The 23,205-nt window shown below is 62.5% G+C and carries 27 protein-coding genes; 13 read left to right on the forward strand and 14 right to left on the reverse strand.

From position 1 onward, the window contains the following. Positions 1-16 precede the first annotated feature (16 nt). Positions 17-238: a hypothetical protein gene (locus AAE027_RS36110; RefSeq protein WP_128932527.1), complete on the reverse strand. Its 222-nt coding sequence runs from the start codon at positions 236-238 to the stop codon at positions 17-19. Between the two features lie 354 nt (positions 239-592). Between AAE027_RS36110 and AAE027_RS36115 the strand changes: the two genes are divergently transcribed. Further along, positions 593-775: a hypothetical protein gene (locus tag AAE027_RS36115; protein ID WP_370989765.1), complete on the forward strand. Its 183-nt coding sequence runs from the start codon at positions 593-595 to the stop codon at positions 773-775. Between the two features lie 25 nt (positions 776-800). On the opposite strand, the gene AAE027_RS36120 is transcribed toward AAE027_RS36115, so the two are convergent. The 3 genes from AAE027_RS36120 to AAE027_RS36130 form a co-directional block, all read right to left on the reverse strand. After that, a complete protein-coding gene (locus AAE027_RS36120; protein WP_370989764.1) occupies positions 801-2,177 on the reverse strand; it encodes a vWA domain-containing protein in 1,377 nt (458 codons plus the stop codon). A gap of 5 nt (positions 2,178-2,182) precedes the next feature. Then, entirely contained in the window at positions 2,183-3,130 is a 948-nt protein-coding gene (locus AAE027_RS36125; protein ID WP_370989763.1) for an AAA family ATPase, read from the reverse strand. Between the two features lie 147 nt (positions 3,131-3,277). Continuing rightward, positions 3,278-3,478, reverse strand: coding sequence for a hypothetical protein (locus tag AAE027_RS36130; RefSeq protein ID WP_091897156.1), 201 nt, complete (start codon positions 3,476-3,478; stop codon positions 3,278-3,280). A gap of 224 nt (positions 3,479-3,702) precedes the next feature. On the opposite strand from AAE027_RS36130, the gene AAE027_RS36135 reads away from it, so the two are divergent. After that, the gene (locus AAE027_RS36135; RefSeq protein ID WP_370989762.1) at positions 3,703-4,677 is read left to right on the forward strand and encodes a quinone oxidoreductase family protein; all 975 of its coding nucleotides are present in this window, start codon (positions 3,703-3,705) and stop codon (positions 4,675-4,677) included. A gap of 40 nt (positions 4,678-4,717) precedes the next feature. Here AAE027_RS36135 and AAE027_RS36140 read toward each other — a convergent pair whose 3' ends face one another. Further along, the gene (locus tag AAE027_RS36140; protein ID WP_370989761.1) at positions 4,718-4,993 is read right to left on the reverse strand and encodes a hypothetical protein; all 276 of its coding nucleotides are present in this window, start codon (positions 4,991-4,993) and stop codon (positions 4,718-4,720) included. 100 nt (positions 4,994-5,093) lie between these two features. Next, positions 5,094-5,702, reverse strand: coding sequence for a S24 family peptidase (locus AAE027_RS36145; protein ID WP_035705094.1), 609 nt, complete (start codon positions 5,700-5,702; stop codon positions 5,094-5,096). A 166-nt stretch (positions 5,703-5,868) separates the two neighbouring features. On the opposite strand from AAE027_RS36145, the gene AAE027_RS36150 reads away from it, so the two are divergent. Further along, entirely contained in the window at positions 5,869-6,402 is a 534-nt protein-coding gene (locus tag AAE027_RS36150; protein ID WP_370989760.1) for a GcrA family cell cycle regulator, read from the forward strand. A 61-nt stretch (positions 6,403-6,463) separates the two neighbouring features. Next, complete coding sequence (locus AAE027_RS36155; protein ID WP_370989759.1) at positions 6,464-7,039, forward strand: hypothetical protein; 576 nt, start codon at positions 6,464-6,466, stop codon at positions 7,037-7,039. A 33-nt stretch (positions 7,040-7,072) separates the two neighbouring features. Here AAE027_RS36155 and AAE027_RS36160 read toward each other — a convergent pair whose 3' ends face one another. Beyond that, positions 7,073-7,429, reverse strand: a complete 357-nt coding sequence (locus AAE027_RS36160; protein ID WP_091897171.1) for a hypothetical protein — start codon at positions 7,427-7,429, stop codon at positions 7,073-7,075. A 727-nt stretch (positions 7,430-8,156) separates the two neighbouring features. Here AAE027_RS36160 and AAE027_RS36165 point away from each other — a divergent pair. Further along, positions 8,157-8,342, forward strand: coding sequence for a hypothetical protein (locus tag AAE027_RS36165; RefSeq protein WP_130216251.1), 186 nt, complete (start codon positions 8,157-8,159; stop codon positions 8,340-8,342). Positions 8,343-8,482: 140 nt separating this feature from the next. After that, positions 8,483-8,824 (forward strand): phasin, encoded by a 342-nt coding sequence (locus tag AAE027_RS36170; RefSeq protein ID WP_091897174.1) that lies wholly within the window; start codon positions 8,483-8,485, stop codon positions 8,822-8,824. A 194-nt stretch (positions 8,825-9,018) separates the two neighbouring features. Here AAE027_RS36170 and AAE027_RS36175 read toward each other — a convergent pair whose 3' ends face one another. The 3 genes from AAE027_RS36175 to AAE027_RS36185 all read right to left on the reverse strand — a co-directional run bounded on the left by AAE027_RS36175 (position 9,019) and on the right by AAE027_RS36185 (position 12,411). Continuing rightward, positions 9,019-9,342: a c-type cytochrome gene (locus tag AAE027_RS36175; protein ID WP_370989758.1), complete on the reverse strand. Its 324-nt coding sequence runs from the start codon at positions 9,340-9,342 to the stop codon at positions 9,019-9,021. Between the two features lie 292 nt (positions 9,343-9,634). Next, entirely contained in the window at positions 9,635-10,465 is an 831-nt protein-coding gene (locus tag AAE027_RS36180) for an alpha/beta fold hydrolase (RefSeq protein WP_370989757.1), read from the reverse strand. Between the two features lie 149 nt (positions 10,466-10,614). Beyond that, entirely contained in the window at positions 10,615-12,411 is a 1,797-nt protein-coding gene (locus AAE027_RS36185) for a ShlB/FhaC/HecB family hemolysin secretion/activation protein (RefSeq protein ID WP_370989756.1), read from the reverse strand. A 130-nt stretch (positions 12,412-12,541) separates the two neighbouring features. Between AAE027_RS36185 and AAE027_RS36190 the strand changes: the two genes are divergently transcribed. Both AAE027_RS36190 and AAE027_RS36195 read left to right on the forward strand, forming a co-directional pair. After that, positions 12,542-13,732 (forward strand): FecR family protein, encoded by a 1,191-nt coding sequence (locus AAE027_RS36190; protein WP_370989755.1) that lies wholly within the window; start codon positions 12,542-12,544, stop codon positions 13,730-13,732. Between the two features lie 63 nt (positions 13,733-13,795). After that, a complete protein-coding gene (locus tag AAE027_RS36195) occupies positions 13,796-16,537 on the forward strand; it encodes an EAL domain-containing protein (RefSeq protein ID WP_370989754.1) in 2,742 nt (913 codons plus the stop codon). Positions 16,538-16,561: 24 nt separating this feature from the next. Here AAE027_RS36195 and AAE027_RS36200 read toward each other — a convergent pair whose 3' ends face one another. Continuing rightward, positions 16,562-16,822 carry a hypothetical protein gene (locus tag AAE027_RS36200; RefSeq protein WP_370989752.1) on the reverse strand — a complete coding sequence of 87 codons (261 nt, stop codon included), beginning with the start codon at positions 16,820-16,822 and terminating at the stop codon, positions 16,562-16,564. Positions 16,823-17,088: 266 nt separating this feature from the next. Between AAE027_RS36200 and rocF the strand changes: the two genes are divergently transcribed. Then, positions 17,089-18,066, forward strand: a complete 978-nt coding sequence (gene rocF / locus AAE027_RS36205; protein WP_249756838.1) for an arginase — start codon at positions 17,089-17,091, stop codon at positions 18,064-18,066. A 126-nt stretch (positions 18,067-18,192) separates the two neighbouring features. Next, positions 18,193-18,477, forward strand: a complete 285-nt coding sequence (locus AAE027_RS36210; RefSeq protein ID WP_370989784.1) for a hypothetical protein — start codon at positions 18,193-18,195, stop codon at positions 18,475-18,477. Between the two features lie 25 nt (positions 18,478-18,502). Here the strand turns inward: AAE027_RS36210 and AAE027_RS36215 are convergent, their stop codons facing one another. Both AAE027_RS36215 and AAE027_RS36220 read right to left on the reverse strand, forming a co-directional pair. Then, positions 18,503-19,750, reverse strand: coding sequence for an NRAMP family divalent metal transporter (locus AAE027_RS36215; RefSeq protein WP_370989783.1), 1,248 nt, complete (start codon positions 19,748-19,750; stop codon positions 18,503-18,505). A 326-nt stretch (positions 19,751-20,076) separates the two neighbouring features. Beyond that, positions 20,077-20,262 (reverse strand): hypothetical protein, encoded by a 186-nt coding sequence (locus tag AAE027_RS36220; RefSeq protein WP_091897192.1) that lies wholly within the window; start codon positions 20,260-20,262, stop codon positions 20,077-20,079. A gap of 555 nt (positions 20,263-20,817) precedes the next feature. Between AAE027_RS36220 and AAE027_RS36225 the strand changes: the two genes are divergently transcribed. Next, positions 20,818-21,600, forward strand: coding sequence for a nucleotidyltransferase family protein (locus tag AAE027_RS36225; protein ID WP_370989750.1), 783 nt, complete (start codon positions 20,818-20,820; stop codon positions 21,598-21,600). 4 nt (positions 21,601-21,604) lie between these two features. Beyond that, positions 21,605-22,327, forward strand: coding sequence for a metallophosphoesterase family protein (locus tag AAE027_RS36230; protein ID WP_370989749.1), 723 nt, complete (start codon positions 21,605-21,607; stop codon positions 22,325-22,327). Between the two features lie 72 nt (positions 22,328-22,399). Here the strand turns inward: AAE027_RS36230 and AAE027_RS36235 are convergent, their stop codons facing one another. Then, positions 22,400-22,651, reverse strand: a complete 252-nt coding sequence (locus AAE027_RS36235) for a hypothetical protein (protein WP_370989748.1) — start codon at positions 22,649-22,651, stop codon at positions 22,400-22,402. 11 nt (positions 22,652-22,662) lie between these two features. Between AAE027_RS36235 and AAE027_RS36240 the strand changes: the two genes are divergently transcribed. Next, positions 22,663-22,938 (forward strand): hypothetical protein, encoded by a 276-nt coding sequence (locus AAE027_RS36240; protein WP_370989747.1) that lies wholly within the window; start codon positions 22,663-22,665, stop codon positions 22,936-22,938. Positions 22,939-23,205: the final 267 nt, after the last annotated feature.

Raw genomic sequence — 23,205 nt, forward strand, 5'->3', positions numbered from 1 at the left:
GCCAACCGTCGTCGCGCTACGCCACGAGATCCAGCAGCCGGCACGATCCCCGCACCAGCACCTTGCGTCCGGTGGGCGTCATCTCAGGCAAGCCATCATTGACGACAACGAGGCCGAGCTTGACGAGGCTTTCGAGGAGGTAGGCCTTCGAGAGGCGACCGTTCGATGCCGGATTGCGAAGTGTGCGTAGCGCTTCCCATTGATCCGGCGAAAGATCGAAGTCGACGTCGTTGCTCATGTTGCCTCAAGCGATAGGTACCGTTCGCGCGTCTCTGTTAGCGACGCTGCATGAACACCATGCGACGACAATGAGTCGGGAATTCGGTGAGCTGTTTGGAACGTCTCTTCACAAATTGCCGCACTTCGTTGCGCCACAAGAGTTAAGATCGCTCTGCCGCGAATATCGTTCCGGACCTCGATCACTTATTGATGATGTTGGCTTGATGTTGCGCTGCGAACTGCCGCGCTGCACGGGAAGTGCTGCTGTCCCATTTCGCGTCGCAATATGCACAGAAACAATGAGACGGAGCGTTCGGGACTCTGTTAGCCTCGTTCGCAGGGAATGGCTTCACAGGCAGGAGGAGTGGAGTGCATGAAGAGGCTGGTCGAAATCCGCAGTCAGGAATCCCTGTGCCGAGAGCGGGCCGCGCTCGATTTCGAGCGCCGCGTTTTCTGGCTCGCGCAGGCGGAAGAGTGGAAGCAGCGCGCTATCGACGAAATCGCGCATCACTTTCGCGAGTGCAATCTTGCTCACGCCGAGCTGACCGCCGCCTGACGATAGAGGCGGGTGCGATCGCCGCTTATTGATAACTGGCCACGATGTCGGACACTGCGCGCTCGAGCTGCTGCGCGGTGGCACATTGGCGCACGACGCTGCAAAAGGTCGCATAGCGCGGCATCTCGGAATCGCCAAAGCCCCAGGCGAGCCGTCCTTCCGGATTAAGCCAGACCAGTCGCTTCGACCGTTCGGAGATGCGGCGCAGAATGTCAGCGCGCGGGTCGAGATTGTTGCTGCGGGCATCGCCGAGCACGATCACCGTGGTCTGCGGCGTCAGCGTGCTCATGAACTCTTTCTCGAAATCGACCAGCGAGGAGCCATAGTCGGACGAGCCGAAGCCGACCTTGGACATGATCTCGGCCATCGCCTCTTCCGGCGAGTTGTTCTCCAGGATCTCGCTGACTTCGATCAGATGGGAGGAGAAGGCAAACGAGCGGACGTCGTCGACCACCTCGTGCAGCGAGTGGATCAGCAGCAGGAAGAAGTCGGAGACCTGAGCGACCGAGCCGGAGACGTCGCAGAGCGCCACGATCTTGGGCCGGTCACGATGCTTGCGCTTCCATGCGGTGAGGAACGGTACGCCGCCCCAGGCCGCGTTGCGGCGGAGCGTGCGGCGAACGTCGAGATGGCCGCGGCGCTGGCGCTTGCGCGGCTTCGAGTAGCGCTCGCGCAGCCGGCGGGCGATCTGGCGGATGAGAGCGCGCATCTCGGCGACCTGGCGCCGCTCGATGCGCGCGAGCGGCGCGTTGCGCAGGATCTCGTTGCGGAGGTTTTCGGCGTCCTCGCGGGCGTAGAGCGCGAGCCCCTGCGAGACCGTGTCGCGCACCGCTTCGCGCAAGGCATCGAGCGCGGCGCGCAGACGCTCGGCCAGCGACGGGTTGGTCACGGTCAGTTGGTCCAGATCGTCCCGCAGGCGCTGGAGGCCCATGGCGTCGAGGATGCGGCTGGAGAAGATGCCGCGCTGGGTGGAATAGCGGATATCGGACAGCGAGGCGGCACCGGAGGCACTGGCGATCGCCGCCGCGATCGCATTGCGATCCTGCGACAGCAGCCTCTGCGCAAGAGGGCCGAGTTCCTGGGCGGGCTGACCTTCACCAGCTTCGCCGGCCGCGTCCGATGAGGACGACTGATCTGAATCCTGCGAAGCGTCGTCGCTGCCCGCCTCGGGCTGATCCTGCCGCGGTTCGGGCTGGCTGAAGAAGAGATCGAAACAGTCGCCGAGTGCGAGTTTTTCGTCCTGCGACTTGGCGAGTGTCAGCAGCAGGGCGTCGCGCAAGATGGCGCGGTCGGAGAAACCGACCTGCTTCACCGCGCGCATCGCATCGATGCTTTCGGCGGGCGAGACATGAACGCCGGCGCCGCGCGCCGCCCGAAAGAAACGATGGAGGTTCTCGCGCATCGGCGTCAACCGAAGACGTTGGACCGTGCCGCCTTGGCAATGAAGGTCGTAACTTGCGGCACTGCTGCCTCGATGTCGGCTTCGTATTTCAGGAGCACGTTGAGCGTGTCCTTGACGATCTCGGTGTCAAGCTCCGGAGCCTGGAGCAGCACCAGCACCCGCGCCCAGTCGATGGTCTCGCTGACCGAGGGCAGCTTTTTCAGATCCAATGAGCGGATCTCGTGGATGAAGCCGACCATCTGCCGGCGCAGCGTCTGCGAGATGCCGGGCACGCGGCTCTCGACAATGCGCTCCTCCAGCCGCTGCTCGGGGAAGCCAATGTGCAGATGCAGGCAGCGCCGCTTCAGGGCATCGCCAAGATCGCGCTCGCTGTTGGAGGTGAGGATCACGGTCGGCGGCGTAATCGCCGAGACGGTGCCGAGCTCGGGGATCGTGACCTGAAAGTCGGACAGGATCTCCAACAGCAGCGATTCGAACTCCGCGTCCGACTTGTCGATCTCGTCGATCAGGAGCACGCAGCCGCCCCGCTGCTCCAGCGCCTGGAGCAGAGGGCGCGGCTCGACGAATTCCTTGGAGAAGAACACGTCACCGAAATCATGGAGCTGGTCGAGCGCGGCATGCAGTGTCTGCGCACCGCCCAGGACTTCGCCGAGCTTGTCCTTCAAGATCTGCGTATAGAGCAGCTGCTTGGCATACTTCCACTCGTAGAGCGCCTTGGCCTCGTCGAGGCCTTCATAGCATTGCAGGCGGATCATTTTCATGCCGCGCCAGGCGGCGATCGCCTTGGCAAGCTCGGTTTTGCCGACGCCCGCGGGGCCTTCGACCAGGATCGGCTTCTCGATCTGTTGCGACAGATAAACGGCGGTCGCGATCTGCCGGCTCGCGATATAGCCTTGCGCGGCAAGGCCGCTCTCCACTGCCTCGATCGAGGTCGAGGCCTTCTGATCAGCCACGAAAGGGCGCTCCCAAAGGTCTTGCTTGAGGCTTGTTCTGCCTGCGTTCCGGGCAAAGAACAAGCCTCGTTTGGGAGACATCAGACCCGCGCGAACTGCGTTTTTTCCGCTTAACGCAAATAGTTGAGCGGTCCGCGGGCCCCGCGATCAGTGCCGCAGCTGCTCCGGCTTGCGGATGGTTTGTCTGACCTCGGCGCCGCAATCGGCGCATTCATAGACAAAGTCGATCTTGGCAAGGCTCCAATGCGGTTCGACCTCGCGCACATACATCGGCAGGAACCCCATGCAGGTGGGGCAATTCACTGGCGCGATTTCGACATCCTGATGATGCTGAACATAAGCTGGCATCTCGGCTCTCCTTCGCAGGCGACTACCAAACCCCGCGTGAAGGCTACTGCCACTCGCCCCAGGCCCGTCATCAACTCTTCCGAACAGAGACGGAACGGCGGGCGTTTGTCGTCCGTTGTGACATTCTTGTTACGTGTCTGTACTGTAACGGCCGGACCAAATGCCTATTTCACGGGACGATCAGGTGCTCTGAACTTCACTGCAACGATAAGGGAGTAACGCCCATGACGCATGCCATTCGCTTTCACAAAACCGGCGGCCCGGAAGTCCTGGTCTGGGAGGAGGTCAGCGTCGGCAAGCCCGGACCGGGCGAGGCGCGCATCCGCCACACCGCCGTCGGTCTCAATTTCGTCGATATCTACAACCGCTCCGGCTTGTATCCGGCGCAACTGCCGAGCGGGCTCGGCAGCGAGGCGGCCGGCGTCGTCGAGGAGGTCGGCCCAGGTGTCACCGATCTGAAGCCGGGCGATCGTGTCGCCTATGGCGCCTCGCCGCTCGGCGCCTATTCCGAGGCCCGGCTGATTCCCGCCGACCGCTTGTTGAAGCTGCCAGACGGCGTCGATGACAAGACCGCGGCGGCGATGATGCTCAAGGGGCTGACGACGCAGTATCTGATCCGGCAGACTTATCGGGTGAAGGCCGGCGACACCATCCTGCTCCACGCCGCAGCCGGCGGCGTCGGTCTGATCCTGAGCCAGTGGGCCAAGCATCTCGGCGCGACCGTGATCGGCACCGTCAGCAACGACGAGAAGGCGAAGCTTGCCAAGGCGCATGGCTGCGACCATGTCATCATCTACACGCGCGAGGATTTCGTGAAGCGCGTCGACGAAATCACCGGCGGCAAGAAGGTGCCGGTCGTCTATGATTCCGTCGGCAAGGACACGTTCCTGAAATCGCTGGACTGCCTCGCGCCGCTCGGCGTCGCCGCGCTGTTCGGCCAGTCCTCCGGCGCGGTGGAGCCGCTCAATCTCGGCCTGTTGGCCCAGAAGGGCTCGCTCTACGTCACGAGGCCGACGCTGTTCACTTATGCCGCCAAGCGTGAAAGTCTGGTCGCGATGGCAGGCGAACTGTTCGACGTCGTCAAGTCCGGCGCAGTCAAGATCGAGGTGCACCAAACCTATCCACTGAAGGACGCCGCCAAGGCGCATGCCGATCTCGCGGCGCGCAAGACTACGGGATCGACCGTGCTCGTGGTGTGATATTCACCCGAGACGGTGGGCCAGAGGCTGCCGGCTTCCGTCACGTCCGCTCGTGCTTGCGCAGATCGCGGGCGTGATCGAGGCGCTTTGCCTGGAGGTCGATGTCTTCGGGCGGTATCGGGGGCAGCGCAGCCTCGGCCAGGATGGCCTCGGTCACGTCCTCGACCGAATTCTCGCCGATTTCGTGGATGAATAAGACGTTCTGGTATTCGCCCGAAACGATGCGCGAGATGACCTCGCGCCTTGTGATTTCGGGATCGACGACCGCCTCGCGACCACGCCGCCCGTAGTCGATCATCACGACGAAATATTGCATGGAATGAACCTGCCGCACCCCCGAGTCGGGACTGCGGCAGAGTATTTCCGAAAATCAGAAGTCAGTCAAGGCGAACTTCCAAAAATCGGAAATCCGGACCCTATTTGCCCTTCTTGCGGGGGCGGGCCGACTTGGCGCGCAGCCGCTCGAGCTGTCCCTTGGGCATGGAGAGACAGATCTCTCCGACCCAGTCGAGCTTGACGCCGACGATCGGCTTGGCGTTGAAGCTGGTGAGATTGACGACGGACGGGCTTTTCCCGCGCTCGATGGTCTTCAAATAGCGCTCGCCGGTCTTGAGCCGGACCACGGCCTCTTCGCCATAGAAGCTCGACAGCGGATGGCGCTGGTCCTTGTAGACCACGATCACGTCGCCGCTCTCGTACTTGGGCAGCATCGAATCGCCCACGATCTCGAAGGCGACCGTCTCTTCCATGATCGGGAAGGGCAGCGTGATGTCGCCGAGTCCCTCCGGCGGAACCTGTTCATAATCGGGCTCGATCACGGCGCCGGCGCCGACGCGGCCCATGATCGGCGCGAGGTTGAGCTCGAGATATTCCATGATCGGAATGATCTCCGAGGCCTTCACAAGGCGCTCGCCGCCGAGAATCTCCGAGACCGCGCCGGGCCGCACGCCCATGGCCGCCGCCAGGCCGCCCTTGCTCTTGCCCGTCTTTTCCAGGCCCCGCTCGATCATTGCAACGTCCAACATGGTGATTCCCTCGATTGCGCACCGTCTTGCCTCTTATAATCCGAAATTCGGAATTGATGCAATTATGAATATCAGAATTATCCCTTGACTTTCGATTCGGAATACCGGAATGTGCCTTCCCGCCACCGATCGTGCGATCGGAGCAGGCGCATCACAGGACAGCAGCATGGAACCGGGTCATTGGCCGTCGGAGCACTCCGACGCGCTTCGCGACTATTTTCTCAAAGGAATGTCTTACGCGGCAATCGCAACGGAGATTAACGCAAGGTTTGGAACGGCTTACACGCGCAACGCGGTGGCTGGCCGCGCCAAGCGGCTGGGAGTCGCCGCATTGGCACGGATGACGAGCCCGCCGATCGTGCCGCCTTTGCCGGGCGAGGCCTGTCTGCCTTCGCTGCGCCGTCCGGCGTTACCAAACCTGAACCTGCCGCCAAAATCCGCGATGAAACCTGCGGCGCGCGTGAAGTTGCGCTGTGTCGGCGTCCGGCCACGCCTGATCCCGCTGCTCGAACTGGCGCGAGGCGACTGTCGCTATCCCTATGGCGGCGACAAGGACGGGGAGGAGATCACGTTTTGCGGCCATCCGCGTCAGCCCGGCTCCAGCTATTGCGCGCCGCATGCAGGTCTGACGCGGCCATCCGGGGTTGCGTCCGCCCGCGTCGTCGGTCCCGTCGTGTTGCGGCTGGTCTCGGCCGGCTGAGGAGGCGGCCGCCCGTTCGACTATCGATTTTGCAATCGCCAACTTTGCAAGGAGTATCCGAGTGGCACGTGCTCGACGCAATAAATCTTACAAATTGGCTGGAATCTACGACCGGCGGTCCCGCGACGTGCCGTTCAATGCCGATGTGGCGGAAGTCGAGGTCGACAATCCGCTGGCGCTCGATGCCGGCGAGAAGATCGTGGCCGTCCGGTCCGTCCGTAGTGACCCGCTCGGCCGGCTTCACGCGCACCATCAAATCGACGAAGCACAATATCGCGGCGGGCGCGCCTTCCAGAGCGATTGGGAGAGAGCGGAGAGGGGCCCTCAGGCGATGGATCCGACCCGCGAATATGTCGATGGCGCGCGTACGCGCGAGCCGGTCACCGAAAGCCAGCGCCAGGCGGTGTTGCGGCTGAACCGAGTCGAACGCGAACTCGGCACCGACGGCGCAGCATTGGTGCACGACGTGCTCGTGCTGGGCTTGACCATGGATCAGATCGGGCAGCGGCGCGCCGTTCGTACGCAGCGCTGGAACGACTATTTTGCGCGGCGTTTTCGTGAATGCCTGGACCGGCTGGCGCTGATCTACGGTTTTGCGACGGAAACGGGGACACCACGGGCAGAGCAGCGCAAATGACGACGGCACGCCCGCGGGCATGCCGTCTGCTGCTTACGGATGCGGTACGATCTGGTAAGGCGTGGAATACGGCTCGACACGGAGAGAAGCGTTGGCCAAAAGCCCGATCTTGGCGGTCGGCGCCTGCTGCAATTCGCCGTTCGGGCCGCGGTGCACGCTGTACTGCCAGACGGTGAGGTCGCCTTTCTGCGCCAGCGCATGCGCAAGCGCGCTCGCGTCATTGCCGCCGAGCGCCTGAAGCTCCTCCGCCGACAATCCGACGATGATTTCGTCCTTGATGGTGACGATCTTGAACAGGTTCATCCTGGTCTCCTGCGCCCATGCGCCTTGTATCGAGAGGGTAAGAAGCGCGACCGCGGCGCCCTTGATCAGATCGCAGCGAGAAAGCATGCCGTCGTCCTTTGGTGGTGACACGCGCCCAAATCATGAGTCTATCAGCCATGGCGCCGTCGTCCGCGTGGCCGTTCCGCAACCGCTTTGTCGTTCGCTCCTGAACAACGGTTCACGGCCGGAAAACATATCGGAACCGATGAGGCTCGCTGGGAAAAGCGCCAGCGGGGCGCATTCCGACGAGATGAGGAAGGCGACCGATCCCAAGGCGCTTGCCGCGTTGGTCGGCTTCACCGGCGCCCCAATCGGAACATTGAAGACCTGGCGTTCATGTCGCTCACGATACAACCGCTGGGACGCTACTCAACAATTACGTGTATATGCTGCCGAGGCGCCAGTTCGTCTCCGCAAATGTCTGTTCACATCGGAAACAAGGCGAAACGCAGCGCCGATTGGCAGCGATCTCGGCTGTATGCGTGATTGATGCCGCTTCTTGACGCAGGTGGGTGACGGCGCTCGATATTCCTGTTATCCGGAATTGCCGTGGCGCGATGCGGGCGAAGCATCGCTACGCCGGGCTGTTGGGCTTGCCGGATCGGTTGTTCCTTGGCATAATTGCAACCTGTTCGGTTGGGCCCATCCGTTCGGCTAATGGAATTCGGCCTGCTAGCCCGCCGGGACCTGCCGGCCGGAGCTGATTGTCGCCATTGTATTGGGTTGCGGCGTTCGCTCCTCGAGTGCGACTTCGACGCAAGAACTGAAGGCCGATGCTTGTCATAGGTGCGGGATGAAGAACCTCAATTTCGCGGCTGAACTGCACCTCAAGCTTGGCGCGCCTGCGAGCGGCACCGTCGAAAGCCTGCGCCTGCTCCGTGCGTTCCTGAAGCTCGAGGCTCGGCAGCGTTTCGAGGTTATCAAGCTCGTCGAAGACCTCGCCACCGAAGAAACTCTTCCCGAACACCCCCTGTCCTGAGTCTGGCCGCGCCGGCCTTACACCTCGTCCCTCGTTTCCTGCCAGATCCGGCCCACCGGGCAACCTTTTGCCCGGGGCTGGCCGCTGGAAGGCGATCCGGCAAGTGTGGTATTCAGTCAGAAAAAGGGAGGAAGGCGATCATGATCGAACCGAAACTCGAAGTTCCGGCCGAACTGCGCGACTTGGCCGAAAAGACGATTGACCAGGCGGAAAAAGCATTCGGCATGTTTTTCGAAGCCGCCACCAAATCGATGTCGTCCGTCCCGGGCGCGGGGACGGACGTGTCGAAGCAGGCGCTCGCTTTCACCGAACAGAACATGAAGTCGGCGTTCGAGCACGCGCGCAAGCTCGTTCACGCCACAGACCTTCAGGAAGCAATGCGAATTCAGTCCGACTTCCTGCGCAGTCAGTTCACCAGCGCCGGGGACCACATGCGCCAGATGACCGGCAGTTTCATGCAACCGGGCAAGGACAAGTCCTGATTCTGTCGGTGCCGTGCGGCATGCCACAAATTGATCTTGCGCGGCGGCGAGATGCGCATTCTGATCCTGGTGCAGGTCCATGATGGGCCACCGAATGGATCCCCATTCGCCGTCCATCATCCTTTCTGCTGATCCCTGTCGGTCTTCCGGCAGGGATTTGCAGTTTTTTAGCAGGCTCGCGATTGACCGGGGTTCTATTGGCGCAGCGATCCGATATAGGCCGCGATGTCGCCAGCTTCGGTCCGGCTCAAGGGAAAGTTCGGCATCTTCGGGTGCGGGTCGAGCAGGAAGAAAGCGAGCCGCTCCGGACTGAAGTCCGGCCGGCGCGCAACGGATGCGAAGGAGGGGACGTCGGGGCTAGCCTGCGTCTGACTGCTCGCTACCACGTGGCAACTCGCACACCAGCGCTTGGCGAGATCGGCGCCGTGCTCGGCATCGGCGGCGAGGGCAGGCGACATGCCGAAGCCCGCGGTGGCGCCGGCAAGCAACAGGAAAATTCGTCTCAAACATCGGTGCATCGGGCAACCTTCATGCATGCGCTTGCGGCCGACGTGCTCACCCGCAACACGATCCCGGAAATTGCGAGAGATCGATGCGGGCGATGATCGACCGCAGCAGCCTGCGGGTCGAACGATAAAAGTGCCGTACGAACGCCGGCGTCCTTGCCACGGGCAATCCAAGGCTCTTCGTATCAAGGCTCTTCGTATCAAGACTTTCGGTATAGTGCGACACGTGCCTCTCCGAGATGGCAAGGCCCTTCCTATCGTGGCCGGCTCGGAGCTGCCTTGATCTGCCGCAAAGGGTTTCCGGCTAATAGTCGCCGGGGTTCATGATCATCGGGCTCTTCGTATCGGCCGGCGCGAGCGCGCTGCTGGCGCTGTCACGCAGGAAGCGGTCGAGCGTCGCCTGGATCTTCTCCTTGACCGCGTCGGGACCGCGATCGCTCATCTCGGTGTGCTGTGCACCAGTATGGACGATGTCGATGCCGCGAGCCCTGGCCTCCTCCGGCGTCGGCAGTACGCCGGGATCGGTCACGAAATGCGGATCCTTCGAGCGGAACGACAGGATCTTCATATGGTCGCTGAGCACGAAGGGCACCCGCAGATTGTCGAGCGTGATCACCTTCGATACCAGCTCCGGGTGCTGATGGGCGACATACATCGAGACATCGCCGCCGTTGGAATGGCCGACGAGGGTGATGTGGTCGTAGTCGGCGTTCTCTCGCCGCCTCTTCAACTCGCCCAGCACGAACAGAATATTGGCCTCGCAGCGAATATAGACTTCACGCCGGCCGACATATTGCTGGCCGGCATGGGTCATCAGCGGCGGATCGCTCGGAAGATCTTGCTGGATGCTGGCAACCAGATAGCCGCGTGCGGCGAGCACGTTGGCCAGGAAGGAATATTCGGTCGCCCTGACGGTGTTGCCGTTGCTGATGATGGCGAGCGGGAGCTTCCAGAGGCCGAGATTGGCCTTGGTCTCATAGTCACGCCGCACCGCGATGTCGACCGAGATCGGCCGCTGGCGCGAGGCGTCGAACAGGGGCAAGGTTTCATGGTGGATTGCGAACCGGCTGACGATGAAATACTGGCCGACGGCGAGGACGCAGAGAAAGACCAGGATTGCAAACACCCTCTTCATGCTTCGTCTCAAATCACGTTTGGCTGAACATGGTCATTGGGAACTCGCGGATCGAGCGATCGTGAGCAAGTTACGGGATTAAATTTAGGCAAGTCTGTGAGCAAGCCGCAAAAGCGCCGCATGCAGGTCTGTGGGGCGAAGCGCAAGGGCTAGAGACAGCCGGCCTTGCCTCGTTCAGGGCAGAGCCGGAGCGCGCTCGACAGTGTGAGCAGGAAGCGCGGGCTGCGGCGCTCGTTGTCCGGCGCCCTGTAGCTCAAGGGAACGGCTACGCCGAGATCGACCTGGAGATCGTCCGGCAGGAAGAACCGCACACCTACCCCGGCCGAGGTCAGCGCGAGGCCGTCGCTCAGGCGGTAACCGTCGTTCCAGACCGCGCCGGCGTCGCCGAAGGCGTAGAGTTGATAGCCGGTCCAGTAGCGAAAATTGAGCTTCTGGTCGAAGCGCAGTTCGAGCGAGCCGGCAAGACCGTTGTCGCCACTGATCTCGGCCGCGCCATAGCCCCGGCCGAAGGCGGCGCCGCCGAGATAGAATTGCTGCGAGGTGAACAATGGCCGCGATGTCGTCTGGCTCGCCGCCGAGAGCTTGAGTGACCAGGCGTCGTTGAGTGTCTGATAGCGCGTGAACCAAAGGTTCAGCACCGAGAAGTTCGATGACGCGCCGACGCGCGACAACTGATCGTCGTCGAAATGCGAAGCGCCGAAGATGTCGAGGCCCTGCCGGTAGCTCAGAGTCGCGAAATTGGTGCCGCCGAAGCGATCCTGGAGCCTGTAGTCGGCGGTCAGGCTCGCCGTCCTGATGTGGTCGTTATACCAGGGGCCGTAGAGGTCGTGCTCAGATACATTGCTGAAGGTCGTCGCGGCAGTCAGGGCCAGCGAGGAGGACAGCGACTGCAATGGGACGACGCTGGCACGCAGCTCGAACGCCTCGGTGGTGGTGATGTCGCTGTCGAGACGACGAGCATCGCCAGGCCGGACTGCGCTGTACAGGATCGAAGCGCCAAGGCGCACGCCATCGACACCGACCGGTGCGTCATAGGACATCCGCGCGAAACCGAGCTCGCGCGGATCATTGGCGATGGTCGACAGGTTGACCGCGAGCGTGTCGCCGGGCGTGAGGTAGGAGTTGAACGTGCCGGTCGCGTAGGTCTGCCACGGACCGACTGAGGAAGATCCGAGATTGTCCATGCCGAACGATGAGAAGACGTGCCAGGTCTTCAAATAGACGATCAGGCGGAAGCGGCCGGTCGCTCCGCCAATCTCTTCCAGCGCGGTGTCGGTGATCCGGACGCCCGGCCTGCCGTTGATGAGGAAGAGCTGGCGTTCGAGCGTTGCCAGGCGCGACGGCTGCTCGGCCAGAATCGGCCCGAGCATCGGCCTTACGCCGAACTGTTCGGCGCCGTCGCCTTTCAGCTCGGCCTGCACGATGGCGCCTTCGATCACCTGGATCCGAACGCGGCCGTCGGCGATATCCTGCGGTGGCACGATCGCGCGGCTCAAGTGGAATCCGGCTTCGCGATAGAGATCGCTGATCGCGCCGGCAATCGCGGCGAGATCCGCTTGCGAGACCTTCTTTCCAAGATAGGATTGATAGGCTGTAGCGATGCGATCGCGGGAGACGGCGTGGGCGCCGATGACGTCGATTCCGCGCAGCACGAATTGCGGCTTGGTATCACCGCCGGTGTTGGGTTGGCCGACCGTCGGTAGCCTGACCGGGGGGCGGTTCAGCGTTTCCCGCTCGGTTTGGTTTTCAAAGTACTTCTCGGGCTGGCGCGGATCAAAGCCTGGCTGGTTCGCCTGCTGCGCGAAGGACTGCGGAATTCCCGTAAAAATCGTTGCCAGCAGTACCGATGTGGTAAGGAAGTGTCGCTTCCCAATACGCGGAGTGAACGCGTCTCCGTAGTTTGACGGGGATTTGCCCATAAGGCGGTAAGGGTTCGTTAGCCGCATGATTTTCCATAGTTTTTCATGGTCAATGATTGGTTAATGCGGCTTCTCGGCTCGCCACTTCGCGCTAATTTTCTCTTGAGTGATTTCGGATACGCCTCAGGTCTGGCTGTAACGCGGACTGAGGATTGTCATGTTCGGTAGAGTTGGAGTGTGGCGCGCCTTGCTGGCAGCGCTGATCCTTGGAACTGCATCCGGTGCATTTGGCGCGGAGAATGGCGCCTGGTCGGTCAGCAAGGCCACCGGCGAGGTCTGGGTCGCCACCAACGGCGCGCAGCAGGTGTCGTTGAATCAGGAGGAGGCGCTCAAGCCTGGCGACACCATTCGCACCGGCCGCAACGGCCGCGTGCTGCTCGTCCGCGGCGAGGAAACGATCCTGATCTCTCCCAACTCGGTCGTCGGCTTGCCTGCCGAGAAGAAGGAGGGATTGTCGACCACCATCATCCAGCAGGCGGGTTCGATCCTGCTCGAGGTCGAGAAGCGTAACGTCAAGCATTTCGAGGTCGAGACGCCTTACCTCGCCGCCGTCGTCAAGGGAACGCAGTTCAGCGTCACGGTGGGTGCGGGCAGCACCAAGGTCAGCGTGCTCCGCGGCCAAGTTGAAGTTTCCGACTTCAAGACCGGACAGATCGCCCAGGTCATGCCGGGGCAAGTGGCCGCCGTCTTCGAACATGGCAAGCCTGGTCTCAGCCTGAGCGGTGCGGGGACGTTCAATCCGATCGAGCAGGGTAAGCCCCGCGCCTCCACCATCGAGCGCATTCCCGTGCCGAAATCGGGATTATCCGCACCGCGCAATGCCGCAAATGGTCATGCGATCCATGCGCTAGGTCCGATCGACAAGGGGATCAAGATGGTCGGTGCGCCGATGAGGTCGCATCAGGCGACTGGCGGGCACGCCCCCAAGGCCGGCGTCGTGCGCATCTCGAGCTCGCTCGGCGAGGTCAAGCTGAATTTCCAAAAAGTGACGCGCGGGCTCGCCCATGGCGCGGTTGCCCCCGGGCAGGTGCGCAGCGCGAATGTCAGCACGGCTACCGAGACGATCTGGAGCGATGGCAAGGCCAGCACGCAAGCATCCAACAGTGTCGTCCAAACCGCGGCAACGACTAGTGCTGCCGCAACAGCTGGCAGCAGTGCCTCGTCGGGCGCAAGCGCAGCGATAGCCGCAGCTAATAACGGAAACTCCGGTGGCAACGGCAATTCCGGTAATGGCAGCAACAATAATGGCAACGGCAACAATGGCGCCACCGGTAACGGCAGGGGCAACAACGGCGATGGGCGTGGCGGCGGTAACGGCAGCAACGGCCACGGCTACAACAGACACTAAGGCGATTTCCTAGGGGATGAGGGGGGCTCGCCGGTTGAAGCGGCGGGCGCGGGGGAGGATTGGGTGAAACGCTATCGGCCGCATATTCTGGTTGTGATCGCGCTTGCGGTCGTGCTGTCCACGGGGTGGCATTGCGCGCTCCGCAATGCGCTCACCGACATGCGGTTCGCCTGGCAATCGCGTGCTGCCAGCGGCAATGTCGTCGTAGTGGCCATCGACGCGCCCTCGATCGACCAGATCGGGGTGTGGCCCTGGCCTCGCCGGCTGCACGCGGAGCTTCTGCATAGGCTTGAAGCCGCCGGCGCGCAGGATGTGGCCTTCGACGTCGATTTCAGAACGCCGTCGGATCCGGCCTCTGACGAGGCTTTCGTCAAGGCGCTTCGGGACGTCGGCGGCTCGACGGTTCTGCCATCCTTCAAGCAGCCGGCGCCGAATGGCGGCGCGGCTTACATCAATCATCCCCTGAAGCCGTTCAGCAACCAGTCTTGGCCAGCCGTCGTCAATGTCGCGGTCGAATCCGACGGACTCGTGCGCCGTTATCCGTTCGGCGAAAAGCTCGGTGACGCCTTGTTGCCGTCGATGGCCGTCGTGTTGGCTGGGCAGGACGCCAATCGCCGGCCGCCCTTCCTGATCGACTTCAGTATTCGGGCGGCTTCGATCCCAAGTGTCTCCTATGTCGACGTGCTGCGCGGCGATGCCGCGACCCTGGACAAGGTGAGAGGCAAGAAGATCATCGTTGGTGCGACGGCGCTCGAACTGGGCGACCGGTTCAGCGTTCCGAATGGCCGCATCGTCTCTGGACCCGTCCTTCAGGCGCTCGCCGCGGAATCGATCCTCCAGAACCGGACGCTGCGCTGGACCTCCGATGCCGGCATGATGCTCGGCCTCGGCCTGATCTGCCTCTTGATGATCTATTCGTGGCGCCGCTTCGCACCGGGACTTCGCGTCGCAATCCTGATCGCAGCCGGCGCTGCCATCGAACTGGTTGCGACCCTTGTGCAGGCGAGATGGCCCTTCGTCATCGATACGTCGCTGTTCCACATTGCGATCATCGCTTATCTGACGGCGATTGCGCTGGACGAGATCGATTTCCGCAGTCTCCTGGGTCGCATCGCCGAGAGCCGCTTCCACCGTATCGCGATGTCGCTGGGCGATGGTCTCGTCTGCACCGACGAGGATCATCGGATCACGGTTTGGAATCCCGGCGCGAGCGCCATCTTCGGCTACATGCCGGCCGAGATGATCGGTCGCCCGTTCGAAACGCTGTGCGCGGTGCCTGCGGACGGCGACGCGAGGCCGATCATGCACGATGCCGCGCGCCAGTCGCTCCTGGTTCCCGGTGGCTCCGTCGTCGTCGAGTTCGAAGGGCGACGCAAGAACGGCGAGACATTCCCGGTCGAGGCGAGCTTCTCAGGCTGGCAGGGAACGGACGGCTTCCAGTATGGAGCGATCCTGCGCGACATCTCGGTGCGCAAGCGCGAGGCCGAGCGCGTCAGGTATCTCGCCGAACATGATGCGCTGACAGGTCTCGCCAACCGCAACATGCTACATGCGTCGCTCGCCAGTCTGATCACCGCGGCAGAGCATCGGTCTTCCAACGTCGCACTGCTCGTGCTCGGGCTCGACGGTTTCCAGCAAATCAACGACATGTTCGGGCATGCCGCGGGCGACCGCGTGCTGCGGGCGGTCGCCGAGCGCTTGACGGCCGAGGCCGGCGCCGGGGCGATCGTCGCGCGCCTCAGCGGCGACGAGTATGCCGTCGCGCTAGATTGCGCGGACGCAAGCGAGCCGATTGCCGAATTCGCCGAGCGAATCGCGCGCGCGTTCGAAACGCCGCTCGCAACGGGCACAAGGCAGCACCGGGTCAGAATCAGCATCGGCGTTGCCGTCCATCCCGACGGCGGGCGCAATGCTGATGATCTCCTGAGCAACGGCCACCTTGCGCTGACCAAGGCGAAGCTGACGCGGCGCGGCAGCCACCTGATCTTCGAGAGTGCGATCAGGCAGGAGCTGGAGAACCGGCTAAGGCTCGAGAGTGAATTGGCGCTTGCCGCGGATCGCGACGAGTTCGAACTGTTCTACCAACCCCAGGTTCGTCTGGTCGACGGCAGCCTGGTCGGAGCCGAAGCACTCATCCGTTGGCGGCACCCCGTGCGCGGCTACGTCTCGCCTGCGGAGTTCATGCCGGTGGTCAACACTTCGGCCCTGTCCGAGCGGATTGCGAACTGGGTGATGGAGACCGCCTGCCGCCAGGCGCGCGCCTGGGAAATATCCGGCAACGAGGTCCGCGTGGCGATCAACCTGTCGCCGTCCCAGCTTGATTCCGGTGACCTCGCGCGTTCGGTTGCCGAATTGCTCGATGCGACGGGGCTGGCCCCCTCGCTGCTCGAGCTCGAAGTCACCGAGGACATCCTGTTACACGACGAGGCCCGCGTGCTCGACATGTTCAAGCGGATCCAGGAGCTCGGCGTCCGCGTCCTGTTCGACGATTTCGGCACCGGCTATGCGAGCCTGAGCTATTTGAAGAAATTTCCGCTCGATGGGCTCAAGATCGACAGGTCGTTCGTGCTCGACCTGCTCACCGATTCCGATGATGCCGCGATCGTCGGCTCCACCATCGGTCTCAGCAGGCAGCTTGGGCTCACGGTCGTAGCTGAGGGCATCGAGAACCGCGCCACGGCCGACTTCCTGATCAGCATGGGATGCGCGGAAGGGCAGGGCTACTTCTTCGGCCGCCCTATGCCTTCCGAGGCGTTCGAACGGAAGTTCCTCACGATCGAGCGCGCCATCGTCAGCGCCGCCTAGACAGGCGCCTATCCGGTAAGGTCGCTAACGCCGGCGCGCCACCGCGACGCCGAACAGGAAAGCAACGAACAGGCTGGTGAGCGGCGCTTCGCGCGTAATCGCCGCAACCGTCGAGAGCGGTCGGCCCGGCCTTCGCGCTTCCTCGATCGCAGAGGTAAGACGGTCGACCGCTGCATGCAGGCCTCCGGCGACTTCACCGATCGTGCGGGATACATCCGTCGCTGCATCGATGGCGCGTTCGGCCATGCCGGGTTGGGGATTGGACTGCGGTATTTCCGTGCTCAAGCGTGCGATCTCCGGGCCCGATGATGGAGGCCGGCACCTTTGGCTATCCGCGCGAGCGCTCGTTTTGAACAGCGGGTCTGACGACCTTTGGCTATCCGCGACAGGCGCCGTGGTTTACGTTTACGGCGGGTGCCGGCCTTGGATAGGCAATTCGGCGCGGGGGATTTTGTTCCGGGATGATATGCCCACAGCAGACCTCCCCGGGAAACGACGGGTGCGAATCTCTGTTAGGCTGACGGTAGCCTTACTGACGTCAGGAGATTGCGGTGACCGATCGGACCGTGACGGATCGAACCCGGCGGATCGCCTTGCTCGGCGCTCCCATCGACATGGGAGCTTCGCAGCGTGGTACCTTGATGGGCCCTGCTGCGCTCCGCACCGCGGGCCTTGCGACACTGCTCGAGAGCCTCGATTTTGACGTCGTCGACTACGGCGATCTTTCCGTGGCCGAGGTCAGGGACCTCGCCGACAAGCCGCCCGAGAAAGCCAATCACTACCGCGAGATCCAGCGCTGGACGCGCGTGCTGAGTCACAGAGGCTATGAGATCGCGAAAACCGGCGCACTGCCGATCTTCCTCGGCGGCGATCACACGCTGTCCATGGGGTCGGTCAATGCGATGGCGCGTCATTGGAAGGAACGCGGCCGCGAACTGTTCGTGCTCTGGCTCGATGCCCATACCGATTACAACACGCCAGAAACGACGATCACGGCCAATATGCACGGCATGTCGGCCGCGTTCCTGTGCGGGGAGCCTGGCCTCGACGGATTATTGGGCGATGATCCGCGCGCCTCGATCGACCCCGATAGGCTCGATCTGTTCGGCGCGCGTTCGGTTGACAAGCTCGAAAAGGAGTTGATGCGCGCGCGCCGGATCAGGGTCATCGACATGCGCCAGATCGACGAGTTCGGCGTCGCCGTGCTGATCCGGCGCGTCATCGAGCGCGTGAAGGCGAGCGATGGCGTGCTTCATGTCAGCTTCGACGTCGATTTTCTCGACCCGTGCGTGGCTCCGGGAGTCGGCACCACGGTGCCCGGTGGCGCAACGTATCGCGAGGCGCATCTGATCATGGAGCTGCTGCACGATTCAGGGCTGGTGGGGTCGGTGGACATTGTCGAGCTCAATCCGTTCCTCGACGAGCGCGGCCGGACCGCGCGTACCGCGGTCGAGCTGATCGGTAGCCTGTTCGGTCAGCAGATCACCGACCGGCCGACGCCGAGCAATGCCATCGCGCCGGGCGAGTGAAACCGGTTTGAACCAGAAAGGAGCGTATGTTCCCCGGCCTGGCCGGGAACTTACCGGAGCCAGGACGGGAACCAGCGGGGCGCAATTGAATTAACCTGCGATAGGATAATTGCGGACCTTCTGATGATGACGGCTGATCGTTTCGCGGATTCCATCTCTACGGCGCTTCGTCATCCCGGCGTAATCGCACTGATCGTGGCGGGCGTGACGATTGCAGCGATGCTGATCGTCGACCACGGCCCTTGGAGCCGCGCCAAGACCCAGCCGGCCCATATCGCGATGTACGCGACCACCGGGGAAGCTGCGCGCGCCGCGGGCGCTGCCGTGCTTCCGACCGAACCGAAGTCGCCGGTCGAGCCGGCACGGCCGGGGCCGAAGACGTCGTCGACCGTCAATCCCGTGACACCGTAGCCTTATCGACGTTGTCCCTCTCTCGTCAGCCGATCACGGACGAGCCGAGCAGGGCGAGGACGGCGAGCGCCATCAGTGCGGTGCCGAGCCAGCCGAGCGCGATCAGCCATAAGCGGGCCTTGAAGCGGCCCATGATCGTACTGCTCGAGACGATCAGCATCATCATCGCCATGATCGGGACGGCGACGATACCGTTGAGCACCGCGCTCCACACCAGCATGTGTATCGAGTCGATTCCGGTGAAGCCGAGGCCGAAACCGATGATGGTTGCGGCCGCGATGATCGTATAGAAGCCGACCGCCTTCTCGGGCTTCGCCTCCAGCGTGGCGCGCCAGCCGAAGATCTCGGCGACGCCGTAAGCCGCCGAGCCCGCCAGCACCGGGATCGCCAAGAGGCCCGTGCCGATGATGCCGAGCGCGAACAGTGCGAAGGTGAAGTCGCCGGCGAGCGGCCGCAGCGCTTCGGCGGCCTCCGTCGCCGAATTGATCTTGGTCACGCCGTTGGCATTCAGCACCGATGCGGTGGTCAGGATGATGAAGAAGGCGATGCCGTTGGCCAGCAGCATGCCGGAAATGGTATCGGCCCTGATGCGCGCGAGCTCGGGATCGCCGCCGCTCGGCAGATCGCGCAGCGGCCTGTCGTGCTTGCCCCGGTTCATCTCCTCGACCTCCTGCGAGGCCTGCCAGAAGAACAAATAAGGGCTGATGGTGGTGCCGAGCACGGCGACGACCATCAGAAAATAGTCGGCGCTGATATTCGCCTTGGGCCACAGCGCGGCGAGCAGCGCCGTGCTCCACGGGATCTGCACGGTGAAGGCGGTGGCGACATAGGCAAACAGCGCCAGCGTGAGGAATTTCAATACCGGCGAATAGCGGCGATAGGGCAGGAAGATCTCGAGCAGGGTCGAGCCGGCCGCGAAGATCAGCGCGTGTTCGTGGTGGAGCCCGCCGATCACGAGCGCCAGCGCCTCCGCCATCGCGGCGATGTCGGCCGCGATGTTGAACGTGTTGGCGACGACGAGCATGGACACGAGCGCGAGCACCGCCCAGCGCGGCGCCAGCTGCATGACGTTGGCAGCGAGACCCTTGCCGGTGACCCGGCCGATCCGGGCGCTGACGAGTTGAATCGCGATCATGAACGGCGTGGTCAGAAACACCGTCCACAGCAGCCCGTAGCCGAATTGCGCGCCGGCCTGCGAATAGGTGGCGATGCCCGACGGATCGTCGTCGGCCGCCCCGGTGATCAGGCCCGGCCCCAGCCTTTTCAGCAGCACCGGCACGGACTTGGTCGAGGCGTCGGCGCTGCCATGCTTGGCGGGGCGGTGTTTTGATCGGGTCGACAGGGGCAGGCCTTCCGCAATTTCGAAATCAACGATTAAGCCCGATTATAGCCGGAAAGTTCCCGCAGCGGGACCTCTGAGGATTTGATTCTGATAATGCGAATTTCGTTTGACCCGTCGGGCAAAACAGGTGTAGAGTGCCATCATCGCAGAAATAGCCGATGCCCGCGCCGTCCCCGGCCGCGGGCTTTCTGTTGCGGCGCGATGTCTTGTGTTCGCCTGGCCCGCTCGCAAGACGGAAGCCAAGTCGTGGCCGGGTGCTATTTGATGCTGACGAACATGCCCCAGGCTGCGGCCAGCGCTGCGCCCGCGAAGACGAGCACCGGATTGTCGCAGAACGCGCTGCCATAGCGGCACACGTCTGCGCCGAACTGGCCGAGCTCGTGACGGCCCGCGGAGTAGAACAGTCCCGACAGCCCCAGCAATGCAGCGGCGACGTAATACATCGGTGGTCTCTCCGAATCTGTCCCGATTGCGTCTTTCGCAACGGGAGCAAAAGCGACATGTCCCAGCATGGCGCGAAGAGCTTTCATTCCGCCAAATCCGATGTGCTGGATTTAGATAAAGTTTGACGGGAGTGCCGATTTTTCCCGACGCCGCTTAGGACAATGACTCATGAGCGCAGGCGTTGGGCCGCTATCCGCCCGAAACCAGACCTACTATGGCTCACATTGAGTTTTGTCGAGTGTGACCCATAGCTGACATTAACCAGCTATCGCGCCGCTATCAGGGGTATAGCGGACCTCACCGCATACGCCCATGTGGTCGACCGCCGTGCGCAGATGTTTTGACGCGCTTCTCTGGCTCGCTGAAGACGTACCGAATTTGAAGACGAATCAATTCCTCAACGTCGCCAAGGCACGCTGAAAGCGAAGTCCATCGACCATTGCGAACCGGTTTGTTGCCGGTGGGACCTAGGGCGCGCGGAACTTTGCATGGTCTATTCGATTGTCGAACAGGGACCCTCATGGCCGAAGCCGATGAGCTTCGAGTGAACTATTATGGCCAAGGAGACCACTGGATCGATAGAGACGATCGCTGCGGCCGCCGAGCCGACCGTGCCATCGGCCCGCGCCGAGGTGTTTTACACTCAGGCCTTGCGCGAGCTCGCGAAGCTGGATCTGCCGTTTCTTTTGGCCGGCACGTATGCGCTCAGCGCCTATACCGGCGTGGTGCGCGCTACCAAAGATCTCGATATCGTGTGCAAGCCGACTGACTATCCACGTGTTCTCAACCACTTCCGCAACCTCGGGTACACCGTCGCAATCGAGGACGAACGCTGGCTCGGCAAGGTCTTCCAGGACGAGCACTTTTTCGATGTGATCTTCGCTTTCTGGCATGGCATGGCTCCCGTGACCGACCAATGGTTCGAATCCGCGCCGCGCATCGAGGTGTTCGGTACGCCGATGCGCATCATCGCCCCGACGGAGTTGATCTGGTCCAAGGCCTTCGTCCAGCTGCGGCACCGTTACGATGGCCCGGATATCGCGCATCTCATTCTCAAGCAGCACGATCAGATCGACTGGCGGCGTCTGCTTGCCTACATGGAGCTGCATTGGGAGGTGCTTCTGGCACATCTACTCAACTTCCGCTGGGCCTATCCGAGCGAGCGCGATTGCCTGCCGCGCTGGCTGATGGACGAACTGGTCGCCCGCCTGAAGACCCAGTTCGAACTTCCTCCTCCGCGCGTGAAGATATGTCGGGGGCGCCTGTTTTCGCAGGTCGATTATGCCCCGGCCGTTGAGGAATGGGGCTTTGCCGACGCAGACCAGGATAGCGAGTAGCGCGATGTCCGAAAAACCCGACACGCTCACCTTCGCTGCCATTGGCGATCTTCACGTGAAGGAGGACCGCACGTTGTCCTTCCGGGAACTCTTTGCCGAGCTCTCGACCAAGGCCCGGGTGCTCGTCCTTTGCGGCGACCTCACTGACCTCGGCAAGCCGTCCGAAGCGGAACTTCTGGCGGAGGATTTGCGCGCCTGCTCCATTCCCATTGTCGGCGTGCTCGGAAACCACGACTACGAGTCCGGGCAGACTGAAGACGTAAAGAGCATTTTGAAGGGCGCCGGAATGCACCTGCTCAACGGGCAGTCGTACGAAATCGATGGCGTCGCCTTCGTCGGCGTGAAGGGCTTCATCGGTGGGTTCGGCCGCCGCATGCTCGCTTCGTTCGGCGAGGCCGTCGTCAAGAGCCTGGTCGCCGAAGCCGTCAACGAAGCGACGCGCCTCGAAAATGCGATGCGCGCGGTGGCGAGCAAGCAGGCTGTTGTCGTCCTTCACTATGCGCCGATTCTCGATACGGTTGAAGGCGAGCCGCTGGAGATTCTTCCGTTCCTCGGCTCGTCACGCCTCGGCGAAACGATCGATCGATTTACGGTGAGTGCGGTCGTTCACGGTCATGCTCATCAGGGCCGCTATGAAGGCCGCACGCCCGGAGGCGCGCGGGTTTACAACGTGGCGCGGTCAATCGAGAAGCCCAGCGGTCGACCCTACGCCTTGATTCAGGTTTGAGGCGGGCTGCCACGGCGAAGCCCGGTGGCTCCGAGCTCTTTGACGCTATGGACCTCGATATTGGGCGTTTCGTTAATGCGCAGTGTCGAAGTTGGCCTGCTCGACCCGACCATTCTTGACCGTGATCTCGCCATAGAGCGCCGCGGTCGCGCCGAAAACGATTCCGCTCTCGGCGACAAACGTGCGCGCGGGAGCAGCAGTTTTTTGCAGGGGGGCGTGCGCAGTCATGAGTGTAAGCGAAGCGGATTGTTTCGAGGTGCTGTCCTCAAAGGGACTCACGTAGAAACAACGGCTCGGTGAGTTCGCGGCCATCATTGCGTACATTGGAGGGTCTCATGGGATTCATTCTCCGTGTTCTCGCCGCATCCGTGGTTCTCGTCTTCTATCTTCCCGTAATCTCGGGAGTCACGCTTGCGATTGCTGATGCGACTGGCGGGTTGCCGGGCACTCTCACCGGCTGGTGGAAGTATATCGGCGATGTGATCGCCGAAGGCGCTGGCTTTTCTGCAAGCTACAAAGAGAACATGTTCACTATATGGGGCATCGCGGCGCTCCTCAGCGTCATCGGTCACACACTGCTTTCGATTTCGAGGGCGTGGATGCATCGATGAGGAATTTCGGGAAACCCCGCTGCTTGCCTGAACGTAACCGAAGGGAATGACTGCGCGGTCGTGTACCAGATCGCTCGCGGCCTGCGAGGCTGTCCGCTTCTGGCCCAACTGCGAAGTTGCGTCAGAGCTGACTGAGGTCCGCTCATCGCGGCAGAGTGGACCAGATTTGATCAACCTTAGTTCTTCGCAGTTTGACCCACAGCCGACTTGCGCGAAGTTTCAGAGGGGCGCTCTCGCCTTCATCAAAACGAACAGGTGAGAACCGGC

The organism is Bradyrhizobium sp. DN3 (genome assembly GCF_041357655.1).
GTDB lineage: Bacteria > Pseudomonadota > Alphaproteobacteria > Rhizobiales > Xanthobacteraceae > Bradyrhizobium.

Bases quoted from the DNA above. Each gene is read 5' to 3' on its own strand.
- AAE027_RS36175 (WP_370989758.1), bottom strand. From the start codon at position 9,342: ATGCACCGATGTTTGAGACGAATTTTCCTGTTGCTTGCCGGCGCCACC.
- AAE027_RS36170 (WP_091897174.1), top strand. From the start codon at position 8,483: ATGATCGAACCGAAACTCGAAGTTCCGGCCGAACTGCGCGACTTGGCC.
- AAE027_RS36180 (WP_370989757.1), bottom strand. From the start codon at position 10,465: ATGAAGAGGGTGTTTGCAATCCTGGTCTTTCTCTGCGTCCTCGCCGTC.
- AAE027_RS36235 (WP_370989748.1), bottom strand. From the start codon at position 22,651: ATGTACGCAATGATGGCCGCGAACTCACCGAGCCGTTGTTTCTACGTG.
- AAE027_RS36130 (WP_091897156.1), bottom strand. From the start codon at position 3,478: ATGCCAGCTTATGTTCAGCATCATCAGGATGTCGAAATCGCGCCAGTG.
- AAE027_RS36145 (WP_035705094.1), bottom strand. From the start codon at position 5,702: ATGTTGGACGTTGCAATGATCGAGCGGGGCCTGGAAAAGACGGGCAAG.
- AAE027_RS36140 (WP_370989761.1), bottom strand. From the start codon at position 4,993: ATGCAATATTTCGTCGTGATGATCGACTACGGGCGGCGTGGTCGCGAG.
- AAE027_RS36115 (WP_370989765.1), top strand. From the start codon at position 593: ATGAAGAGGCTGGTCGAAATCCGCAGTCAGGAATCCCTGTGCCGAGAG.
- AAE027_RS36240 (WP_370989747.1), top strand. From the start codon at position 22,663: ATGGGATTCATTCTCCGTGTTCTCGCCGCATCCGTGGTTCTCGTCTTC.
- AAE027_RS36220 (WP_091897192.1), bottom strand. From the start codon at position 20,262: ATGTATTACGTCGCCGCTGCATTGCTGGGGCTGTCGGGACTGTTCTAC.
- AAE027_RS36160 (WP_091897171.1), bottom strand. From the start codon at position 7,429: ATGCTTTCTCGCTGCGATCTGATCAAGGGCGCCGCGGTCGCGCTTCTT.
- AAE027_RS36210 (WP_370989784.1), top strand. From the start codon at position 18,193: ATGACGGCTGATCGTTTCGCGGATTCCATCTCTACGGCGCTTCGTCAT.
- AAE027_RS36185 (WP_370989756.1), bottom strand. From the start codon at position 12,411: ATGCGGCTAACGAACCCTTACCGCCTTATGGGCAAATCCCCGTCAAAC.
- AAE027_RS36225 (WP_370989750.1), top strand. From the start codon at position 20,818: ATGGCCAAGGAGACCACTGGATCGATAGAGACGATCGCTGCGGCCGCC.
- AAE027_RS36230 (WP_370989749.1), top strand. From the start codon at position 21,605: ATGTCCGAAAAACCCGACACGCTCACCTTCGCTGCCATTGGCGATCTT.
- AAE027_RS36120 (WP_370989764.1), bottom strand. From the start codon at position 2,177: ATGCGCGAGAACCTCCATCGTTTCTTTCGGGCGGCGCGCGGCGCCGGC.
- AAE027_RS36165 (WP_130216251.1), top strand. From the start codon at position 8,157: ATGAAGAACCTCAATTTCGCGGCTGAACTGCACCTCAAGCTTGGCGCG.
- AAE027_RS36135 (WP_370989762.1), top strand. From the start codon at position 3,703: ATGACGCATGCCATTCGCTTTCACAAAACCGGCGGCCCGGAAGTCCTG.
- AAE027_RS36190 (WP_370989755.1), top strand. From the start codon at position 12,542: ATGTTCGGTAGAGTTGGAGTGTGGCGCGCCTTGCTGGCAGCGCTGATC.
- AAE027_RS36110 (WP_128932527.1), bottom strand. From the start codon at position 238: ATGAGCAACGACGTCGACTTCGATCTTTCGCCGGATCAATGGGAAGCG.
- AAE027_RS36150 (WP_370989760.1), top strand. From the start codon at position 5,869: ATGGAACCGGGTCATTGGCCGTCGGAGCACTCCGACGCGCTTCGCGAC.